Annotated in this window: 16 protein-coding genes; 11 read left to right on the top strand and 5 right to left on the bottom strand. The window is 45.4% G+C overall.

The annotated features are described in order from the left end of the window. Positions 1–84 precede the first annotated feature (84 nt). The 5 genes from trxB to MJ764_RS00385 all read left to right on the top strand — a co-directional run bounded on the left by trxB (position 85) and on the right by MJ764_RS00385 (position 3,910). Complete coding sequence (gene trxB, locus MJ764_RS00405) at positions 85–1,041, top strand: thioredoxin-disulfide reductase (protein ID WP_239323589.1); 957 nt, start codon at positions 85–87, stop codon at positions 1,039–1,041. A 152-nt stretch (positions 1,042–1,193) separates the two neighbouring features. Next, positions 1,194–2,003 carry an enoyl-ACP reductase FabI gene (fabI, locus tag MJ764_RS00400; protein ID WP_239323585.1) on the top strand — a complete coding sequence of 270 codons (810 nt, stop codon included), beginning with the start codon at positions 1,194–1,196 and terminating at the stop codon, positions 2,001–2,003. 151 nt (positions 2,004–2,154) lie between these two features. Then, positions 2,155–2,604: a large conductance mechanosensitive channel protein MscL gene (gene mscL, locus MJ764_RS00395; protein WP_093090683.1), complete on the top strand. Its 450-nt coding sequence runs from the start codon at positions 2,155–2,157 to the stop codon at positions 2,602–2,604. A 244-nt stretch (positions 2,605–2,848) separates the two neighbouring features. Then, the gene (locus MJ764_RS00390; RefSeq protein WP_239323584.1) at positions 2,849–3,379 is read left to right on the top strand and encodes a beta/alpha barrel domain-containing protein; all 531 of its coding nucleotides are present in this window, start codon (positions 2,849–2,851) and stop codon (positions 3,377–3,379) included. A gap of 24 nt (positions 3,380–3,403) precedes the next feature. Beyond that, positions 3,404–3,910, top strand: coding sequence for a beta/alpha barrel domain-containing protein (locus MJ764_RS00385; RefSeq protein WP_239323583.1), 507 nt, complete (start codon positions 3,404–3,406; stop codon positions 3,908–3,910). Between the two features lie 71 nt (positions 3,911–3,981). Here the strand turns inward: MJ764_RS00385 and MJ764_RS00380 are convergent, their stop codons facing one another. Further along, positions 3,982–4,668 carry a glutathione S-transferase family protein gene (locus MJ764_RS00380; protein ID WP_239323581.1) on the bottom strand — a complete coding sequence of 229 codons (687 nt, stop codon included), beginning with the start codon at positions 4,666–4,668 and terminating at the stop codon, positions 3,982–3,984. Positions 4,669–4,857: 189 nt separating this feature from the next. Here MJ764_RS00380 and MJ764_RS00375 point away from each other — a divergent pair, with 189 nt between their 5' ends. From MJ764_RS00375 to MJ764_RS00365, 3 genes are all read left to right on the top strand, one after another. Further along, positions 4,858–5,706, top strand: a complete 849-nt coding sequence (locus MJ764_RS00375; protein WP_239323579.1) for a 23S rRNA (adenine(2030)-N(6))-methyltransferase RlmJ — start codon at positions 4,858–4,860, stop codon at positions 5,704–5,706. Between the two features lie 105 nt (positions 5,707–5,811). Continuing rightward, on the top strand, positions 5,812–6,792 hold the full coding sequence (locus MJ764_RS00370; protein ID WP_239323577.1) for a class 1 fructose-bisphosphatase: 981 nt from the start codon (positions 5,812–5,814) through the stop codon (positions 6,790–6,792). 54 nt (positions 6,793–6,846) lie between these two features. After that, a complete protein-coding gene (locus MJ764_RS00365) occupies positions 6,847–7,338 on the top strand; it encodes a peptidylprolyl isomerase (RefSeq protein WP_100091355.1) in 492 nt (163 codons plus the stop codon). Positions 7,339–7,481: 143 nt separating this feature from the next. Here MJ764_RS00365 and MJ764_RS00360 read toward each other — a convergent pair whose 3' ends face one another. The 4 genes from MJ764_RS00360 to MJ764_RS00345 form a co-directional block, all read right to left on the bottom strand. Next, a complete protein-coding gene (locus tag MJ764_RS00360; protein WP_239324065.1) occupies positions 7,482–7,973 on the bottom strand; it encodes a prokaryotic membrane lipolipid attachment site family protein in 492 nt (163 codons plus the stop codon). Positions 7,974–8,132: 159 nt separating this feature from the next. After that, positions 8,133–9,065: a cysteine synthase A gene (cysK, locus tag MJ764_RS00355; protein ID WP_239323575.1), complete on the bottom strand. Its 933-nt coding sequence runs from the start codon at positions 9,063–9,065 to the stop codon at positions 8,133–8,135. Positions 9,066–9,412: 347 nt separating this feature from the next. Further along, positions 9,413–11,998, bottom strand: a complete 2,586-nt coding sequence (acnB, locus tag MJ764_RS00350) for a bifunctional aconitate hydratase 2/2-methylisocitrate dehydratase (RefSeq protein WP_239323573.1) — start codon at positions 11,996–11,998, stop codon at positions 9,413–9,415. Between the two features lie 263 nt (positions 11,999–12,261). Further along, complete coding sequence (locus tag MJ764_RS00345; protein WP_239323570.1) at positions 12,262–13,158, bottom strand: M48 family metallopeptidase; 897 nt, start codon at positions 13,156–13,158, stop codon at positions 12,262–12,264. A gap of 367 nt (positions 13,159–13,525) precedes the next feature. Here MJ764_RS00345 and trkA point away from each other — a divergent pair, with 367 nt between their 5' ends. Genes trkA through MJ764_RS00330 form a run of 3 tightly spaced genes read left to right on the top strand, consistent with a single transcriptional unit; the run spans position 13,526 to position 18,360 of the window. Further along, positions 13,526–14,923, top strand: a complete 1,398-nt coding sequence (trkA, locus tag MJ764_RS00340; RefSeq protein ID WP_239323569.1) for a Trk system potassium transporter TrkA — start codon at positions 13,526–13,528, stop codon at positions 14,921–14,923. A 12-nt stretch (positions 14,924–14,935) separates the two neighbouring features. Then, a complete protein-coding gene (locus tag MJ764_RS00335; RefSeq protein WP_239323568.1) occupies positions 14,936–16,441 on the top strand; it encodes a TrkH family potassium uptake protein in 1,506 nt (501 codons plus the stop codon). A 47-nt stretch (positions 16,442–16,488) separates the two neighbouring features. After that, positions 16,489–18,360 carry a transglycosylase SLT domain-containing protein gene (locus MJ764_RS00330; RefSeq protein ID WP_239324064.1) on the top strand — a complete coding sequence of 624 codons (1,872 nt, stop codon included), beginning with the start codon at positions 16,489–16,491 and terminating at the stop codon, positions 18,358–18,360. Positions 18,361–18,413: the final 53 nt, after the last annotated feature.

Genomic DNA, 18,413 nt, shown 5'->3' with positions numbered 1-18,413 from the left:
AGAAGATTTAATCCCCGGTGGGTATTGTGGTACAGTTACTACCATTTATTCACCGCAACATTGCTACCATAATAAGGAATTGTCATGACCGAACTCACACACAGCCGCTTAATTATTCTCGGTTCCGGGCCAGCAGGATATACCGCTGCCGTTTATGCTGCCCGTGCCGGCTTAAAGCCCACTCTAATTACCGGCATGGCACAGGGTGGTCAATTGATGACAACGACTGAAGTGGATAACTGGCCGGCTGATGTCAATGGTGTACAGGGACCTGAACTGATGCAGCGTTTTCAGCAACATGCTGAACGCTTTGGCACAAACATGATTTTCGATCACATTAATCAGGTGGATTTACAGCACCGGCCGTTCACTCTCAGCGGTGATATGGGCAGCTATAGCTGCGATGCACTAATTATTGCCACAGGTGCTTCAGCCAAATATCTGGGCTTACCCAGCGAAGAAGCTTTTGCAGGCAGAGGGGTATCAGCCTGCGCTACCTGTGATGGTTTTTTCTATAAAGATCAGGATGTAGCCGTAGTTGGCGGGGGCAATACCGCTATTGAGGAAGCTCTGTATCTGGCCAATATCGCGCGTACCGTTACCGTTATTCACCGGCGTGAAAGTTTCCGTGCCGAAAAAATCATGATGGATAAACTGCTGGAACGGGTAAAAGAAGGCAAAGTCATTCTCAAGCTCAACGCTACAGTAGATGAAATTCTCGGTGATGACACTGGTGTCAATGCTGTACGTATCAATTACGCTGAAAATGAAAGTGAACTTCTTGCTGTAACTGGCATATTTATTGCCATTGGTCATCAGCCGAATACCCAGATTTTCAAGGGACAGCTAGATATGGATGCTACCGGCTATCTCATTACCAAAGGTGGTAATGAAGGCAATGTAGGTGCTACCAATATACCGGGTGTATTTGCCGCCGGCGATGTTAAAGACCACGTATATCGTCAGGCTATTACCAGCGCCGCGTCTGGCTGTCAGGCAGCACTGGATGCCGACCATTACCTCTCCGGATTAAGTAGCTGATTGTTTTATTTGCTAGAAAACCGGACAGTTGAATATACATCAACTGTCCGGTTTTAAAGTTTCTACTCTATACAAGCATTTCGCGTAAAAGTAAATATTGGTTATAATGCGACCTTTAAGCTAAACACAAATCACGTTCAAGGATAATAATTATGGGCTTTTTGCAAGGCAAAAAAATCCTCATCACTGGTATGATTTCTGAACGCTCTATCGCCTATGGTATTGCCAAAGCCTGCCATGAACAGGGTGCAGAACTGGCCTTTACCTATGTAGTGGACAAGCTGGAAGACCGGGTGCGCAAAATGGCGGCTAGCCTCGGTTCCGAACTGGTGTATCGCTGCGATGTACAGAGTGACGAAGAAATCAACCAGTTATTTGCTGATTTGGGTCAAAGCTGGTCACAGCTGGACGGACTAGTACACGCCATTGCTTTTGCACCGAAAGAAGCTTTAAACGGAGATTTTCTGGACAGCATTACCCGTGAAGCATTTATGACTGCTCACGAAGTATCAGCCTATAGTCTGCCTGCACTGGCTAAAGCTGCACGGCCGTTAATGAGTGGCCATAACAGCTCTATTCTGGCACTTACCTATCTGGGTGCTGTACGTGCTATTCCCAATTACAATGTGATGGGTATGGCCAAGGCTTCACTGGAAGCCGGTATCCGCTTTACTGCGGCTTGTCTGGGAGAGGAAGGAATTCGCTGTAATGGTATTTCAGCCGGCCCGATTAAAACACTGGCTGCCTCCGGCATTGCCAATTTCAGCCGCCTGCTGGCGCATGTTTCAGCGCAAAATCCGATTCGCCGCAATATCACCATTGAAGAAGTGGGTAATACTGCTGCTTTTCTGTTATCCGATCTGGCTTCTGGCATCACCGGTGAAATCACCTATGTTGATGGTGGCTACAGCATTAATGCTCTGGGTGTACCAGAAGATTTGGTTAGCACGCATAATAGCTAATTCACAACGCTTTATTCAAAGCTGCCTGCATTCCCGTTCAGGCAGCTTTTATTATTTTTACATTGCATAACCCTGCTCAGGCTTATCTACTTGCATAATCGCGCTACCATGAAACCAATTATTTCGTTTTATTCCAACCATGGAGACAGGCATGAAGTTTTTTGAACAGTTTAAAGCTTTTTTATTACGTGGTAATGTAATCGATCTGGCTGTCGGTATGGTAGTGGGTACGGCTTTTACCAATATGGTGAAATCACTGGTAGACAATGTGATTATGCCACCGATAGGTTTACTGATTGGCGGAGTGGATTTTTCTAATCTGTTTTTTACTTTGCGCAATGGTTCAAAATCGCCCGGCCCTTATGAAACGCTTGGTGCCGCACAGGCTGCCGGAGCGGTAACCCTAAATATTGGCTTATTTATTAACACCGTTATCAGCTTGATTATTGTAGGCTTCGCCATTTTTATGGTTGTTAAAGCAATTAATAAGCTGCATAAAAATCCCCCGCCTAAAACCACGACTAAACAGTGCCCACAATGCTGTACTGAAATTCCGCTAGAGGCCAAGCGCTGCCCAAACTGTACATCTGAGCTAAGTTAATTCAAATCTTATTTTGCTTTAAAACGTGATGTACATGCATACTGGCTAAAATTTGGCTTGTTCCGAATATTCAAAAGCTACATACTGTGTGTAGCTTTTTTTGCGCCAGAATAAACTGTGTATTCTGCTCATGGATTAGGTGCTGATAGTTTATTGTGATCCTATCCACAGTGATTGCAGCACTTTATAGCTTCACAGGCATCGGCCAACGCAGAAAATTTAAACCAGACTGTCAGGAATAACAATGCAAACTAATCTAATCCCGTTTTATAATCCCTTATTAAGCTACGAAGACAACTATCAGCATGGCCCGTTTGGTGATTTCAGCAAAGCAACATCATGCATAGGAAAGAATAGGCATACTGAGCGCTTTCTCAATTTGGAAGTTAACCTGCCCTTTGGCATCCCCGCTGGGCCATTATTGAATGCCAACTTTATCAAAGCTGCATTCAATCATGGTTTCGATTTATGTGTTTATAAAACTGTGCGTACCCGCGCTCAGGCCAGCCATCCTTTACCCAACGTGCTTTCTATTCACCCTGCTGGTCAATTGTCAGCCAACATTGATACGGTACTGGCCGATACCAACTACACAGCGCCTTTATCTATCACCAACTCCTTCGGTGTACCTTCATTTAATCCCGATATCTGGCAACCCGATTTGGCTGATGCTGTTAATGCTGCGCACAAAGGCCAATATGTTATCGGCAGCTTTCAGGGTACTGCCGGCAATGAAGCTAGCATAGAAAAAGATTATGCTGGTGCGGCACGCTAAGTAGACGAAACTGCTGCACCGATTTTGGAGGCCAATTTAAGCTGTCCAAACGAGGGCGTAAACAAATTATTGTGTTTTGATTTTGATAAAGTAGAACGGATAGCCAAAGAAATCAGAAACGCTGTACCTGATAAGCCGCTGTTTCTGAAACTGGCCTACTTTGCCAATGACGATGTTATTTTTCCGCTTTTAAGCAGGCTGGATGGCATTGTTGATGGTTATAGTACGATTAATACCTTATCAGCCAGACCAGTTACAGCAAATGGTGAACCTGCGCTGGGACAGGATCGTCCTACTGGTGGCGTCTGTGGTGAGGCCATTCGCTGGGCAGGGCTGGAAATGGTAGAACGTCTGGCCAGATTAAGAACACGCCTGAATAATCATTTTGCGATTATTGGTGTTGGCGGAGTAAGCAGTGCAGCACATTATCAGGCTTACCGCACAGCCGGAGCCGATGCGGTAATGAGTGCTACCGGTGCCATGTGGAATCCGCAACTGGCTTGGGAAATTAAAAGCAGCCTGAATGGATAAAATTCCTGCTGGTGGCCTGAACTGAATCAGGCTACCAGCACCACTCTTCACTATTATCAGAACATGATGTTTCAGCGTGCAATACGATAAGGCTCATCCATAGCAATGAAATCTTTTTCTTCAAGTGCCTGAGCAATCCATGCTACTACAGCCTCAGTAGCACATAGAGTATTAATATAATTGGCCAGTATTTCTGAAGTATGAATCTGGAAGCCTTTTAACCTTAAACACATCGGGGCATAAAAGGCATCAGCAATACTGAACTCTCCAAACAGATATTTTCCCGCCGATGCAGCAAGCAGTGACGACAAATGCTGATCGAGAAAATCGATTTCTTGTTTTACGGCAGGAAAATCACGCAGCACAATCTGGCCAATCTCTGGTAGCACCGCCTCAATATTCATTGGAAAATGCTGGCGTATATGATTAAATCCATTATGCATTTTGGCTACCACACTTCTGGCTCTAGCACGTGCTTTATAGTCTTGTGGCCATAAGGGTAATTGCGGATGGCGTTCAGCCAGATATTCACAAATCGCTAGAGAATCACTCACCACCAAATCATCATCGGTTAAAACCGGCACGGTACCATAGGGATTAAGTGGCAATATGGTTTGCTTAAAAACTGAATCAGCAGCAAAGCTATCAAAACGCACCAGTTGTTCGGTGAAATCAATTTGAAAATGCTTCATCAACACCCACGGCCGCATAGACCAAGTGGAATAATTTTTATTACCAATATAAAGAGTGTAACTCATGGCCTTTATCTTTCTTTGTAGAACTATTTTATTAATCACAGTACATCATAACTGATTTACTCCTTGCTCTCTGTATAAATCTGAAAACAGGTTTAGTAAATGCTGCTAATACTGATTTTTTTGCCCATACACATAAATTCGGTACAATAACAGTTTAAGTCCATCAGTTTTTACAGCAGTCACTCACACATGCTTAGCTATCGTCATGCATTTCATTCCGGTAATCACGCCGATATTCTCAAACATTACTGCCTGATGGCAGTACTGGAATACTTCAAACTGAAAGACAAACCATATTGCTATATAGATACTCATGCGGGAGCAGGCCTGTATAACCTGATTAGCGATGAAGCCCAGAAAGTAGGTGAATATCGTGAAGGAATTGGCCGGATTCTGGCCGCAACCAGTCTGGACGCCAGTCTGATACCATTTCGTCAGGCAGTAACCGCCTGCCTGCCCGATGCTGAAAACCATTATTGCGGATCCCCGTGGCTGGCTCAGACACTGGCACGCGAACAGGATCGCCTGCGGTTGTTTGAATTACATCCAGCCGATGCTGAACTATTGCGCAGTAATATGCGCAGCATCAAACAGCCTAACCGCGCACAGGTATTCTGTGATGATGGATTCAAAGGCCTGTTATCGATGCTGCCACCTCCCAGCCGGCGCGCAGTGGTATTAATAGATCCACCCTATGAATTAAAACAGGATTATCAGCAGGTAGTGGATACGCTTAAAGCTGCACTGAAAAAATTTTCCAGTGGCTGCTATCTGGTCTGGTATCCATGCCTGAGTCGTGCAGAAAGCCAGAAACTGCCACAAAATCTGCAAAAACTGGCTCCAGATAATTTCGTTCAGGCAGAACTCCATGTCCATGCGCCGCGCCCAGATGGCTTTGGCATGCACGGCAGTGGTATGTTCATCATTAATCCGCCTTACACTTTACCGCAGCTACTGGCTGAAGTATTACCGCCAATGACACAGCTACTGGCTCAGGATAACAGTGCACATTTTGTCCTGCAATCAAACATTGCCTGAATTCACACAGACAAAACACATCAGCCTGATTGACTGCAACGGCTTTTCAGTCTGGCTAATAAGGCTATTGTATAATAGTACTGAATTTTAAAAGGGAGTATTTGCATGTCCGTTTTACTGTCTGATTATCTGCAACAGCAACAACAAAACTATGCTGTTACACCGTTTTTACCTGAAGTCATCACCAGCATCAGTCAGGCATGTCTGCACATCAACCGCGAAATCCGTTTGGGTGCGCTGGATAACATTCTGGGCAGTGCACATACAGGCAACATTCAGGGGGAAGAGCAGAAAAAGCTGGATGTACTGTCTAATCAAATTATGATTGACATCCTGTCAGCTAATCCAGCCATTGCCGGCCTCGCCAGTGAAGAAGAAGATTCATTTGTTACAACCAATAATGATGGCCGGTTTCTGGTGTTATTCGACCCGCTGGACGGTAGCTCCAATATAGACGTTAATATATCCATCGGCACCATTTTTTCAGTATTGGCCAAACCAGACGGCACCCTCACTACTGAAAGCTTTTTACAGCCCGGCCGGCAGCAGCTGGCCAGTGGTTATGTACTGTATGGGCCACAAACCATTCTGGTGCTGACATTGAAACATGGCATAGCCATGTTTACTCTTAATGAGCAGAATCAGTTTCAGCTAACTCAGGAAAATCCCCAGATTCCTGCCGCCACTGCTGAATTTGCCATCAATATGTCCAACCAGCGCCATTGGCAACCGGCGATGCAAAACTATATTGCTCAGTTACTGGCCGGCAAAACCGGCTGTCGTGGTAAAGACTATAATATGCGCTGGGTAGCTTCCATGGTAGCCGAGGTACATCGTATTCTCATTCGCGGCGGTATTTTTACCTATCCGCAGGATCAGCGTAATCCCGACAAGCCGGGCAAGCTACGCTTAATGTATGAAGCCAATCCGATGAGTCTGCTAATTGAGCAGGCACAGGGTGCGGCCACCAATGCCCGGCAGAATATTCTGGATATTCAGCCAGAAGGATTGCACCAGCGTGTGGCCGTTGTACTAGGCAGTAAAGAAGAAGTCGACTACGTTACCGCGATGCACAATGCAAGCTAACCGTGGCAGACAATACTGCAAACTTTTTTGTTTCACTCCCATCAGGAGATACCAATGATTAAATTAACTACTAATTTTGGCGTTATCGGCATCGAACTTGACCATGACAAAGCGCCTAAAACCGCTGCAAACTTCGAACGTTATGTGCGTGAAGGCTTCTACGATGGCACAATCTTTCATCGCGTTATTGATAATTTCATGATTCAGGGCGGTGGCTTCGACAAAGACATGCAGCAAAAACCCACGCATGAACCGATTGAAAACGAAGCCAATAATGGCCTGAAAAATGATCGCTATACCATTGCCATGGCTCGTACCATGCAGCCTCATTCAGCCAGTGCGCAGTTTTTTATCAATGTGAAAGACAATGATTTCCTCAATCACACCAAACCAGATTTACACGGCTGGGGCTATGCTGTATTCGGCAAAGTAGTTGAAGGACAGGATGTGGTTGATCAAATTAAAGGCGTTAAAACCGGCAATCATGGCGGCCATCAGGACGTTCCGGTTGAAAATGTCATTATTGAAAAAGCCGAAATCGTTTAATCGCCATTTTGCAACAGGCAGTCCATTACAGGCTGCCTGTTTTTCTGTGTGCAAATGCTGCCATTATTCTAAACGTACTAGAATTTGAACCAAAAAAATACCCTGCCAACTTGAACAGGCAGGGTATTTTTATCCATATACAATTATTGCAACGGCTTCATATTCATCACTTCCATCAGGAAGTTGGTAAATGCCGGATTGGCCGGTTTCGTACGCATTACCGGCCAGCGCTGCTGCCAGCCAACCAGAGCATTCTGAATATAAGCTTTGGACTGTGCTGTGTCAATTGAACCTTGCTGACTTTGTACAGCACTACGCAAATAAATGGCATACATATCATCATCTACCATATTATGCCCTACCTGAGCTATGCGGAACTGATCGAGCAACTGCGCAGCTTGAACCTTAGTGATACTGCCCTGAGAAACCTGAAAACTTAAGCGGGTAGCCTCATCACGAATTTTGGCCACATCAGACCAGTGACTGCTGGCTAAATGGTATTCGGCACTTGCAGCAGCACCATCCACTACCTGTACCGGCTTTATTTCCTTATTGCCACGCTTTTTAGGCATATCCAAAGATGAACAACCACCTAAAAAGGCTGCTACGACACATAATGCTAATGTTTTTTTCATCATTTGTTTACTCAACGTATATTACTTAAAACAAAAATCAAAGCCAGCTAGCTCAAGCGTGTGGCTGTACATATATTCACAATGATTGTACCACAGCCTTGACTGCAAGAAAAAACCGAACCAGTTTTCTGATTCGGTCTCAGTCATACAAAGTGAAATTTAAGCCAGATCGGCAAATAATGGTGTTGACAGATAACGTTCACCATAGGAAGGAATCAAAACCACAATCAGTTTATTTTTGTTTTCCGCTCTTGCTGCCAGCTGCAAGCCTGCCCACACGGCCGCGCCAGAAGAAATGCCTACCAGAATACCTTCTTTGGATGCCATGGCACGGGCGGTATCAAAACATACGTCATTAGGCACCTGAATGATTCCATCATACACATGGGTATTCAGAATTTTAGGTACAAAGCCCGCGCCAATACCCTGTATCGGATGTGGTCCTTTGCAACCACCAGACAATATCGCTGACGCTTCAGGTTCTACTGCATAAACCTCCACTCCGGGTTTCTTTTCTTTCAATACCTCACCCACACCGGTAATGGTGCCTCCGGTGCCTACTCCGGCGACAAAGATATCAACCTTGCCATCAGTATCATGCCATATTTCCTGAGCAGTAGTTTCACGATGAATTTCAGGATTGGCCGGGTTTTCAAACTGCTGTGGCATAAAATATTTCTGCGGATCAGAATCCACCAAAGCCTGCGCATGGGCAATAGCACCAGACATCCCTTCTGCTCCGGGTGTTAAAACCAGTTCAGCCCCGAATGCACGCAACAGCATGCGCCGTTCTTTACTCATCGTTTCCGGCATAGTGATGACCAGCTTGTATCCCCGAGCCGCACACACCATAGCCAGACCAATACCGGTATTACCGCTAGTTGGTTCTACAATCACTGTATCAGGATGGATTTTGCCCGCCTTTTCCGCCGCAGCAATCATGCTTGCAGCGATTCTATCCTTAACACTGTTGCCCGGATTAAAAAATTCCAGCTTGACCACCAGCTTGCCGGGTAAACCAGCGCTCAAACGATTAAGCTGTACCAGCGGAGTATTACCAATCAGGTCAGTTATACTAGAGGCGATATTCATTTTTTATCCTTCGTCATGAGAGATTGTCTTTATCATCATAGATTAAAACCAGAATCAGCCAAAATAATTTATCAGAGAGTTGATACAATTAATATTTATATAGGCATTCAGCAGGTTTTTGGCTTAGTTTTAAAAGCCTAATTTTATTCATCTTATTGCAACAGAATGTGATAAATCATTATAGCAGTAATACGAAAATTTATTCACACAACCTCACACCTCAATCAGCAGTTAACCAAATTTTCTGTTTCCAAGCCTGCTATTACATGCATATTCTGATTCTGCATATATAAAAAAGGACTACCCTTGGGGTAGTCCTGTTGTAGCAAGACAGTAAATGCGTTGTCTTAAGCGTTAACTTTAGCGGCTACATCCACATAGTCCTGAATTTCATTGAAGTTCATATAGCGATAAATTTCAATACCTTTATCATTGATAATGGCAATATTTTCGCGATATTCTTCAATACTCGGGATATGTCCCAATTTGGAACAAATAGCCGCCAGCTCAGCCGAGCTTAGATATACATTGGTATTTTTGCCCAAACGATTGGGGAAATTACGGGTGGAAGTGGAAACCACGGTTGAACCCTCACGTGCCTGCGCCTGATTGCCCATACACAATGAACAGCCGGGCATTTCCATCCGCGCACCTACTCGCCCAAGAATACTGTAATAACCTTCATCGGAAAGTTCTTTAGCATCCATTTTAGTTGGTGGTGCTACCCACAGGCGTACTGGTAAATCGGTTTTACCATCAAGCAAAGTAGATGCTGCACGATAATGGCCAATATTAGTCATGCAGGAACCAATAAATACCTCATCAATATGCGTACCGGCAACATCAGAGAGGATTTTCACATCATCCGGGTCATTCGGGCAGGCCAGAATAGGCTCTTTAATTTCATCCATATTGATATCAATAATGGCAGCGTATTCGGCATCAGCATCGGCTTCGAGCAATTTCGGCTGTGCCAGCCATTGTTCCATTTTCTGAATACGCCGTTTCAGAGTACGGGCATCCTGATAGCCATCTGCAATCATATTTTTCAACAACACGATATTAGATTTCAGATATTCTTCAATTGGTTCTTTATGCAGTTTTACGGTGCAGCCTGCAGCGGAGCGTTCAGCAGACGCATCAGTCAGCTCAAATGCCTGTTCTACTTTCAAATCCGGCAAACCTTCGATTTCCAGAATGCGACCAGAAAAAATATTTTTTTTGCCGGCTTTGGCCACAGTCAGCAAGCCTTCTTTAATGGCCTGTAAAGGAATAGCATTAACCAGATCACGCAAAGTGATACCCGGCTGCATAGTGCCGGAGAAGCGCACCAGTACAGATTCGGGCATATCCAGTGGCATTACACCAGTGGCAGCAGCAAAGGCCACCAGACCGGAACCTGCCGGAAAAGAAATACCCAGCGGGAAACGGGTATGCGAATCACCGCCAGTACCCACCGTATCCGGCAACAGCATGCGGTTTAGCCATGAATGTATAATACCGTCGCCCGGACGCAAGGCAACACCTCCACGTGAAGACATAAACACCGGCAATTCCTTATGGGTTTTTACGTCTACAGGTTTTGGATAGGCGGCGGTATGGCAGAAAGACTGCATGACCAGATCAGCACTGAAACCCAGACAGGCAAGGTCTTTCAGTTCATCCCGAGTCATTGGGCCAGTGGTATCCTGCGAACCAACAGTAGTCATCCGCGGTTCACAATAAGTACCCGGCCTGACACCTTGTCCTTCAGGCAAGCCACAGGCGCGGCCTACCATTTTTTGTGCCAGCGTAAAGCCGGCCGTGCTCAGTGCGGGAGCTTGTGGCAAGCGGAAAACTTCTGAATGTCCCAGACTCAGGGCATCACGTGCTTTCGCAGTCAGGCTGCGGCCAATAATCAGATTAATACGGCCACCGGCCTGAACTTCATCAAGAATAACCTGTGATTTCAGTTCAAATTCAGCAACAGTTTCGCCGTTTTTAATAATTTTGCCTTCATATGGCAAAATATCAACTACATCACCCATTTCCAGTTTAGACACATCAACTTCAATAGGTAATGCTCCTGAATCTTCCTGAGTATTGAAAAAGATTGGCGCAATTTTGCCCCCCAGACATACGCCGCCAAAACGTTTGTTGGGTACATAAGGAATATCCTGCCCAGTATGCCAGATTACCGAATTGGTAGCTGATTTACGTGAAGAACCGGTACCGACTACATCACCTACGTACGCTACCAGATTACCTTTGGCTTTCAGTGCAGCCAGTTGTTTGATTGGTCCAACTTCGCCGGATTTATCCGGATTAATACCTTCACGCGGATTTTTCAGCATGGCCAGAGCATGCAGAGGAATATCCGGACGGCTCCAGGCATCAGGTGCCGGTGATAAATCGTCAGTATTGGTTTCACCCACTACTTTAAATACGGTAACAGTAATTTTTTCCGGTACTTTTTCACGGGTTGTGAACCATTCAGCATTTGCCCAGGATTCAATCACTTCACGCGCATACTGATTACCGGCACGCATTTTTTCTTCCACATCATGGAAAGCATCAAACATTAGCAAAGTATGTTTTAACGCATTGGCGGCAGTAGCAGCCAGCTCTTCATTATCCAGAAATTCTACTAGCGGCTGAACGTTGTAGCCACCCAACATGGTACCAAGCAATTCCACTGCAAATGTGGGCGTGATTAAAGGACTGCTAACGGTTTTTTCGGCAATGGCAGCCAGAAAAGATGCCTTGACCTTAGAAGCATCATCTACGCCTGGTGGCACACGATGTGACAGTAAATCAACCAGAAACGCTTCTTCTCCTTTGGGCGGATTTTGCAGTAATTCAACCAACTCTTCTGTTTGCTTCGCTGTCAGCGGCAAAGGTGGAATACCTAGTGCTTCACGTTCAGCGGCGGCTGCGCGATAGGCTTCTAACATCTTGAACATCCTTAATGTAATGGTTTTTTAAATTTTTCTTGTAAATTTATTATGCATTACCAATGCAATAATATGAATGATAACCGAAAACACAGGCGATTGAAACAATTTGTAGTCTGATGTAGTCAACAGTAGAAAGTGTAAAAATTAAAATAAAAGCAGCCTGTAACAGGCTGCCATACAAATATAAAAAGCTAAATTTAACATGAAGATTTATGATTTCAATCAGCTACTTCTATGCAATTATGCTGATTAAGTTAATTTCAGGAACGATTTTTCTTTTTGGCTGTGCTTTTGCGAACATTATTGGCTCCTGAGTATCCTGCGCTGACATCTGGCTTTTGCCGCGTGATATTATTTTGTTTAGCCTGTTCATAAACGGGTAATACTTCAGGTAACATTTTTTTCAGTGCCGTAATGCGCGCATCATTACTTGGATGGGTAGTTAACAGGCTCGTACTACTATTATTGCCAAAAACCTTATTCATTTTTTCCCATACTGTAATGGCTGCATGCGGGTCATATCCTGCCTGTGCCATTAATTGCAAGCCACCGGCATCAGCCTGATTTTCCCGATGACGTGAATAAGGCAGAGTCAGGCCATACTGATTTAATATATCTTTATAGAGCCCCGCACGGTCCGGACTAACACCAGTTTTTGACTGCAACGCAGCACTGCCCAGTTCAAGAGCAGTACTGGTGAGGATTTGCTGCCCTGCGGCTTTTTTACTGTGTTCCTGTAGAGCATGAGTCATCTCATGGCCCACAATCGCCGCGATTTCATCATCACTGAGATTCAGACGCTCAACAATACCAGTATAAACCACCATTTTGCCACCCGGCATGGCAAAAGCATTAGGTACATCGCTGCGAATAACATTAAGCTGCCAGTCAAATGGCACACCTGTCTGATTGGCAGCATTGGCATACGGTACCAGACGCTGAAAAACGGCACGTACACGTCTGGCCACGGGTGTATTGGTTTCAATCGCACCTTCAGCCTTGGCCTGTCCCATCATTTGGGTATAGCTTTTAGCCGCGCTAGCATTAAGCGTTTGTGTATCATAACCCATTACATCAGCTACCTGAGCACAACCACCCAGTGCCAAATAAATTGCCGCCAGAGTTATTAATTTCGGTTGCAGCCTGATTAAATACATAATTTATCCACGGTTAAAAACTAATTAAAAAAAATTATCACTTCTTATGGTTTTATATTCAGCCATAAATGTAAAACATAGTTTTATTATATTGTATTAAATTAATTTATTCGCACATTGTTTAACAAAATAAAAACTCTGCAAGATGATTATCACCTCCCTGTAGTATCAACATGGCTCAATATCCTTTTAATCTTGATAAAATTCATATATTTAAACCTCAACCCCTCAGTCAGGCCAATAACGCATATAGCATATTCAATCATATAATAAAATTAAAGTTGTGTAGCGGTTTTACACCAATATTTGCACCTGAGAGTACACAGGCTACAATGCTGAAGATTACCACTGAGGTGATGTAAATAACGTGAAAATATTGATTCTCGGCTGTGGACAGGTAGGCTCGACCATCGCCAGCAATTTGGCCAGAATGACCAATAATGATGTTACCATTATTGATATCAACGAGAACGCCTTACAGAAAATCAACCAACGTCTGGATGTGCAGACAATTGTGGGTAATGGCGCCTGGCCGTCCGTATTGTCTGCCGCCGGAGCTCAAGACGCCGACATGATTTTGGCCTTAACCCAAAATGATGAAACCAATATGGCCGCCTGCCGCATTGCCTATGCCTTATTCAACACCCCAAGCCGCATTGCCCGGGTACGATACAGTGATTTTGTTGAGTTTGAAACCGGTAACAATGATTATAAAACCAGTCTGGACCTATTCAATATTACCGAGGCCATCAGCCCGGAGCAGCTAGTAACTGAACAAATCGTCAACCTGTTGTTACACTCCAGTGCCCTGCAAATTCTGCGTTTTGCGCACGATAAAATTCGTCTGTTGGTAATCCGTGCCCAGAGTGGAGGCATGCTGATTAATCAGCCCATCAGCACCTTGAAGCAACATCTGGAAGAAGGGGTAGATTGCCAGATTTGCGCGATTTACCGCAATAATCGCCTGCTTGTGCCCACCGGCAGCACCGTATTGCAGGAAGGTGATGAAGTGTTTGTTCTGACACCTACTGCCTATCTTGAAAATATCATGCGCGAGCTGCGGCCAATTAACAAACGCACCCGCCGGATTATGATTGCCGGCGGTGGTAATATTGGCTATCGCGTCGCCAAACAACTGGAAACACGTCTGGATATCAAAATTATTGAGCGCAGGCAAAACCGTGCTGAATGGCTGGCAGAAAACCTCAACAACACCCTTGTGCTGGTAGGCAATGCCTCGGATGAAAGCCTGCTGGAAAATGAATATATTGATGAAATTGATGTTTTCTGTGCGCTTACCAATGATGATGAAAATAATATCATGTCAGCGATGCTGGCTAAAAACCTTGGCGCCAAACGCGTAATGGCGATTATCAATCGTTCCAGTTACGTTGACTTATTGCAGGGAAGTGCCATCGATATCGTGATATCTCCGCATCTGATTACCATTGGCTCAATTTTAACGCACGTGCATCTGGGCGATATTATGGCCGTTTATCCATTGCGCCGAGGTTCGGCGGAAGCAATTGAAGTAGTTCTGCATGGTGACCGCCATACCTCCAAGCTAATAGGACGCACCATGTCACAACTACGTCTGCCGGGTGGCTGTTACTTCGGCGCCGTGGTGCGCAACGAAAAAATTATTATGTATCATCACGATACAGTACTTGAAGATGGAGATCATGTAATCTTTTTTGTGGCTCGGCGCAGAGCTGTTCAGGATCTGGAAAAAATGATTCAGGTCAAACTGGGCTTTTTTGCCTAAGGCAGTATCATTATGAGTCACTTTACCAACCGTTTCACCTTGCATCACAAGGAATCAGGTTTTATCAACAAAATTGCGCCAACTGCGCACATTGTGGCCAAAACCGGTTTTCTGTTTTCCATGTTGCTACTGGCGCCGACAGTTGTCTCTTTACTGTACATGGATCACGTGTTTCCCGCCTTCGCCTTTACTGCAGGTATCAGCATGAGTGTATGTGCAGTAACCTGGTTACTGACCATGCGTTATAACCGTGAACTGCGTCCACGTGATGGCTATACACTGGTATTCATGTTGTGGATTGGCTTTGCTCTGATTGCCTGTCTGCCGTTTTACATTTACTTGCCCGGGCTGGGCTTTACCAATGCCTATTTCGAAGCCATTTCCGGCCTGACAACCACTGGTGCTACTATCATCACCAGTCTGGACACACTGGCACCATCATTAAACTTTTGGCGCCATATGCTCAACTGGTTGGGCGGTATGGGCATTATTGTACTGGCCGTGGCAATTATGCCGATGCTGGGTGTGGGTGGCACACAGTTATTCAAGGCTGAAATACCGGGGGTGAATAAAGACAGCAAAATGGCGCCGCGTATTTCAGAAACGGCCAAGCGCCTATGGGGTGTTTATGTACTTTTCACCATAATCACCCTATTGGCTCTGCGTCTGGCCGGCATGAGCTGGTTTGATGCAGTATGCCATGCCATGGCAGCGTTTTCACTCGGTGGCTTTTCCACTCACGATAACAGCATTTCCTATTTTAATTCAGTTCCGATTGAAGTTATTCTCAGCATGGCCACCCTTCTGGGTGCAATAAACTTCAGTAATCACTTTAATGCATTACAAAAAAGATCATTGCGTTATTACTGGCGCGACGAAGAAGTCAGGGTATTGCTGTGTGTACTGTTTTTCAGTATTCTGGGCATTAGCCTGTATCTGTGGTGGCATAGCTTTTATTCGTTTGCCGAAGCATTTCGCTATACCAGTTTTAATTTGATTTCAATCGGGCTGGCAAATGGCTACTCTAATACCGATTTTGCCAAATGGCCTTTAATAGCCTCATTATGGATGTTTTTTTTGTCGAACATTCTTTCCAATGGGGGTTCTGCCGGTGGTGGTATTAAAACTGTACGTGCCATTGTGCTGTTCAAATTCAGCCTGCGTGAAATGCTGCTGATGTTGCACCCCAATGCAGTCAGCATGGTAAAAATCAATGGCAGCAATATTCCCGACCGGCGTGCGCTGACAGTAATGGCCTTTGTGTTTGTATACGTGATTACCATCATTTTATTCAGCTTTGCCCTGATGATGAGCGGGCTGGATTTTCTGTCTGCACTTACAGCGGCAATTAGCTGTATCACCAATGCTGGCCCCGGGCTGGGTGCAGTTGGCCCAACAAACAATTTTGCTTTCCTTTCAGATATCCAAAAGTGGTTATGCATCGTCATTATGCTGCTTGGGCGTCTGGAAATTTTTACCGTTTTTATCCTCTTTACACCAGCATACTGGAAAAAATAAATTACATTATGAGAAAAATTGAAGGAAAAAAATTGATTAAGCACTTAATGAAGCTGAAATCAAAACTGTCGTTTCAACAGCATTACCTCATTTCAGGCGCCCTGCTTCTGATGACAGCATGCAGCAATCAGCAAGAAGTAGCTCTTCAGCCGATTAACAAGAATACAGGTAATGCTATTTTGCCAGGCACCCAAGCTACAGAAACCCCGGATAAAGTTATCGGCAGCTTCCAGCAATATCAGAATGCACTCAAAGCTGCAAAAAACGGGGACGACGTGTTACCGGCACAATTTCTTGCCCAGCAGCCAGCCAGTGCAATGAGTAACAGTATCCGCAATATCTGGTTACAACAGTTAGGCAAACGCGGAAACTGGCCTGTCTTTAGCCAGCAATATGCATTACTGGACAAAAATTTTCGTGAACAGGAAACACGCTGCTATGCTGCATTGGCTGGAATAGATAATGATTCAGATTTATTAGACAGTCTGAGCAGAGAAACAGGTAATCTTCCGCAAGGGTGTGACCGCTGGCTGGAACAGGCTGCAACCCGTCAGCAAATCAGCGCGCAAAGTGGCTGGCGCCGTGTACGATATTTATTGGCACTGAATCAGATTTCCAATGCACGCAATCTGGCTCAGGCACTGGGCAGCCCCTTACCCGATTCACTCGGCAGCGGCACAGGGGGCAGTCAAGGAGCACAGGAAGCATTGCTGTATCAGGTAATTAACAAAGAAAATCGCAGCAAAGACAGTGCGGCTGCTACATTACAACAGTTATCAGCCAGCCTGACAACAGAACAAAGCGGTTTTGGCTGGGCGCAACTGGGGCTGGCACAGGCTTATAACCTCAATGCAGCCAAAGCGCTGAATTATTTTGATCGTGCCGACTCGGCACAGATGAGTAATGAAATGTGGGAGTGGTATGCCCGTTCAGCCCTGCGCCTACAGCAATGGCAAAAACTCAGCAATATTATTCGCAGCATGCCGCAGGCACTCCAGCAACAGGTTACATGGCAATATTGGCTGGCGCGCAGTTATCGTGCATTGGGACAAAATAGTCAGGCTCAGGAAATATTCGAGCAGACAGCACAACGCGGACGCAATTTTTACTCCCTGCTGGCAACAGAAGCTCTGGGCAGAAAAGCAAATACCCAGAGTACTGTAGCCAAAAGCAGCCAGCAGGTACAAAGCAAAATAGCAGCAGATGGCAATATCCATCGTGCCATAACCTTGTTTAAAGCCGCACAGGCAGAAAATAACTGGCCAATGCGCCGTCAGGCACAACAGGAATGGCGCTATGCCACACGCAATTACAACGATGACACACAAATTGCTGCCGCAACGCTGGCTGAAAACACCGGTTTTTATGAAATGAGCATTTATAGCGCAGACAAAGCGGATGGCCAACTGAACTATGAATTACGCTATCCTGCCCCATTCAGAGAATTGACTGTTCCTTATGCCCAGCAGGCTGGTATCGACCCAGCATGGGTTTATGGCTTAATCCGGCAGGAAAGCCGCTTCATGATCGGTGCTCGCTCAAGTGTCGGTGCTACCGGCCTGATGCAGGTTATGCCCGCCACAGCCCGCGATATAGCCAAACGACTGGGCATGGACAGCAGCGAACTGTATACCATGCGCGGCAACATCCGCATGGGTACATGGTATATGAGCAATGTACGCAACCAGTTTGCTGATGAAGTACTGGCTACAGCCGGCTACAATGCTGGCCCGGGTCGTGCCCGGCGCTGGCAGGCCAATATCCCACTGGAAGGGGCTATTTACGCCGAAACCATTCCCTTTGATGAAACCCGCACCTATGTCAAAAACGTAATGGCTAATGCCACTTATTATGCCAATCTTTTCGGTGAACCCCGCACCACACTGACAGAACGTATGGGCACAGTACCGGCGCGCTAGCGAGTCTACCCGGATTACCCTGAGCTAATTTTTAGCTGCATATAAATACAGCA

Source organism: Snodgrassella gandavensis (assembly GCF_914768025.1).
Lineage (GTDB): Bacteria > Pseudomonadota > Gammaproteobacteria > Burkholderiales > Neisseriaceae > Snodgrassella > Snodgrassella gandavensis.
Note: the sequence above shows the minus strand (reverse complement) of the source record. Positions and strands in the feature narration are given on the sequence as shown.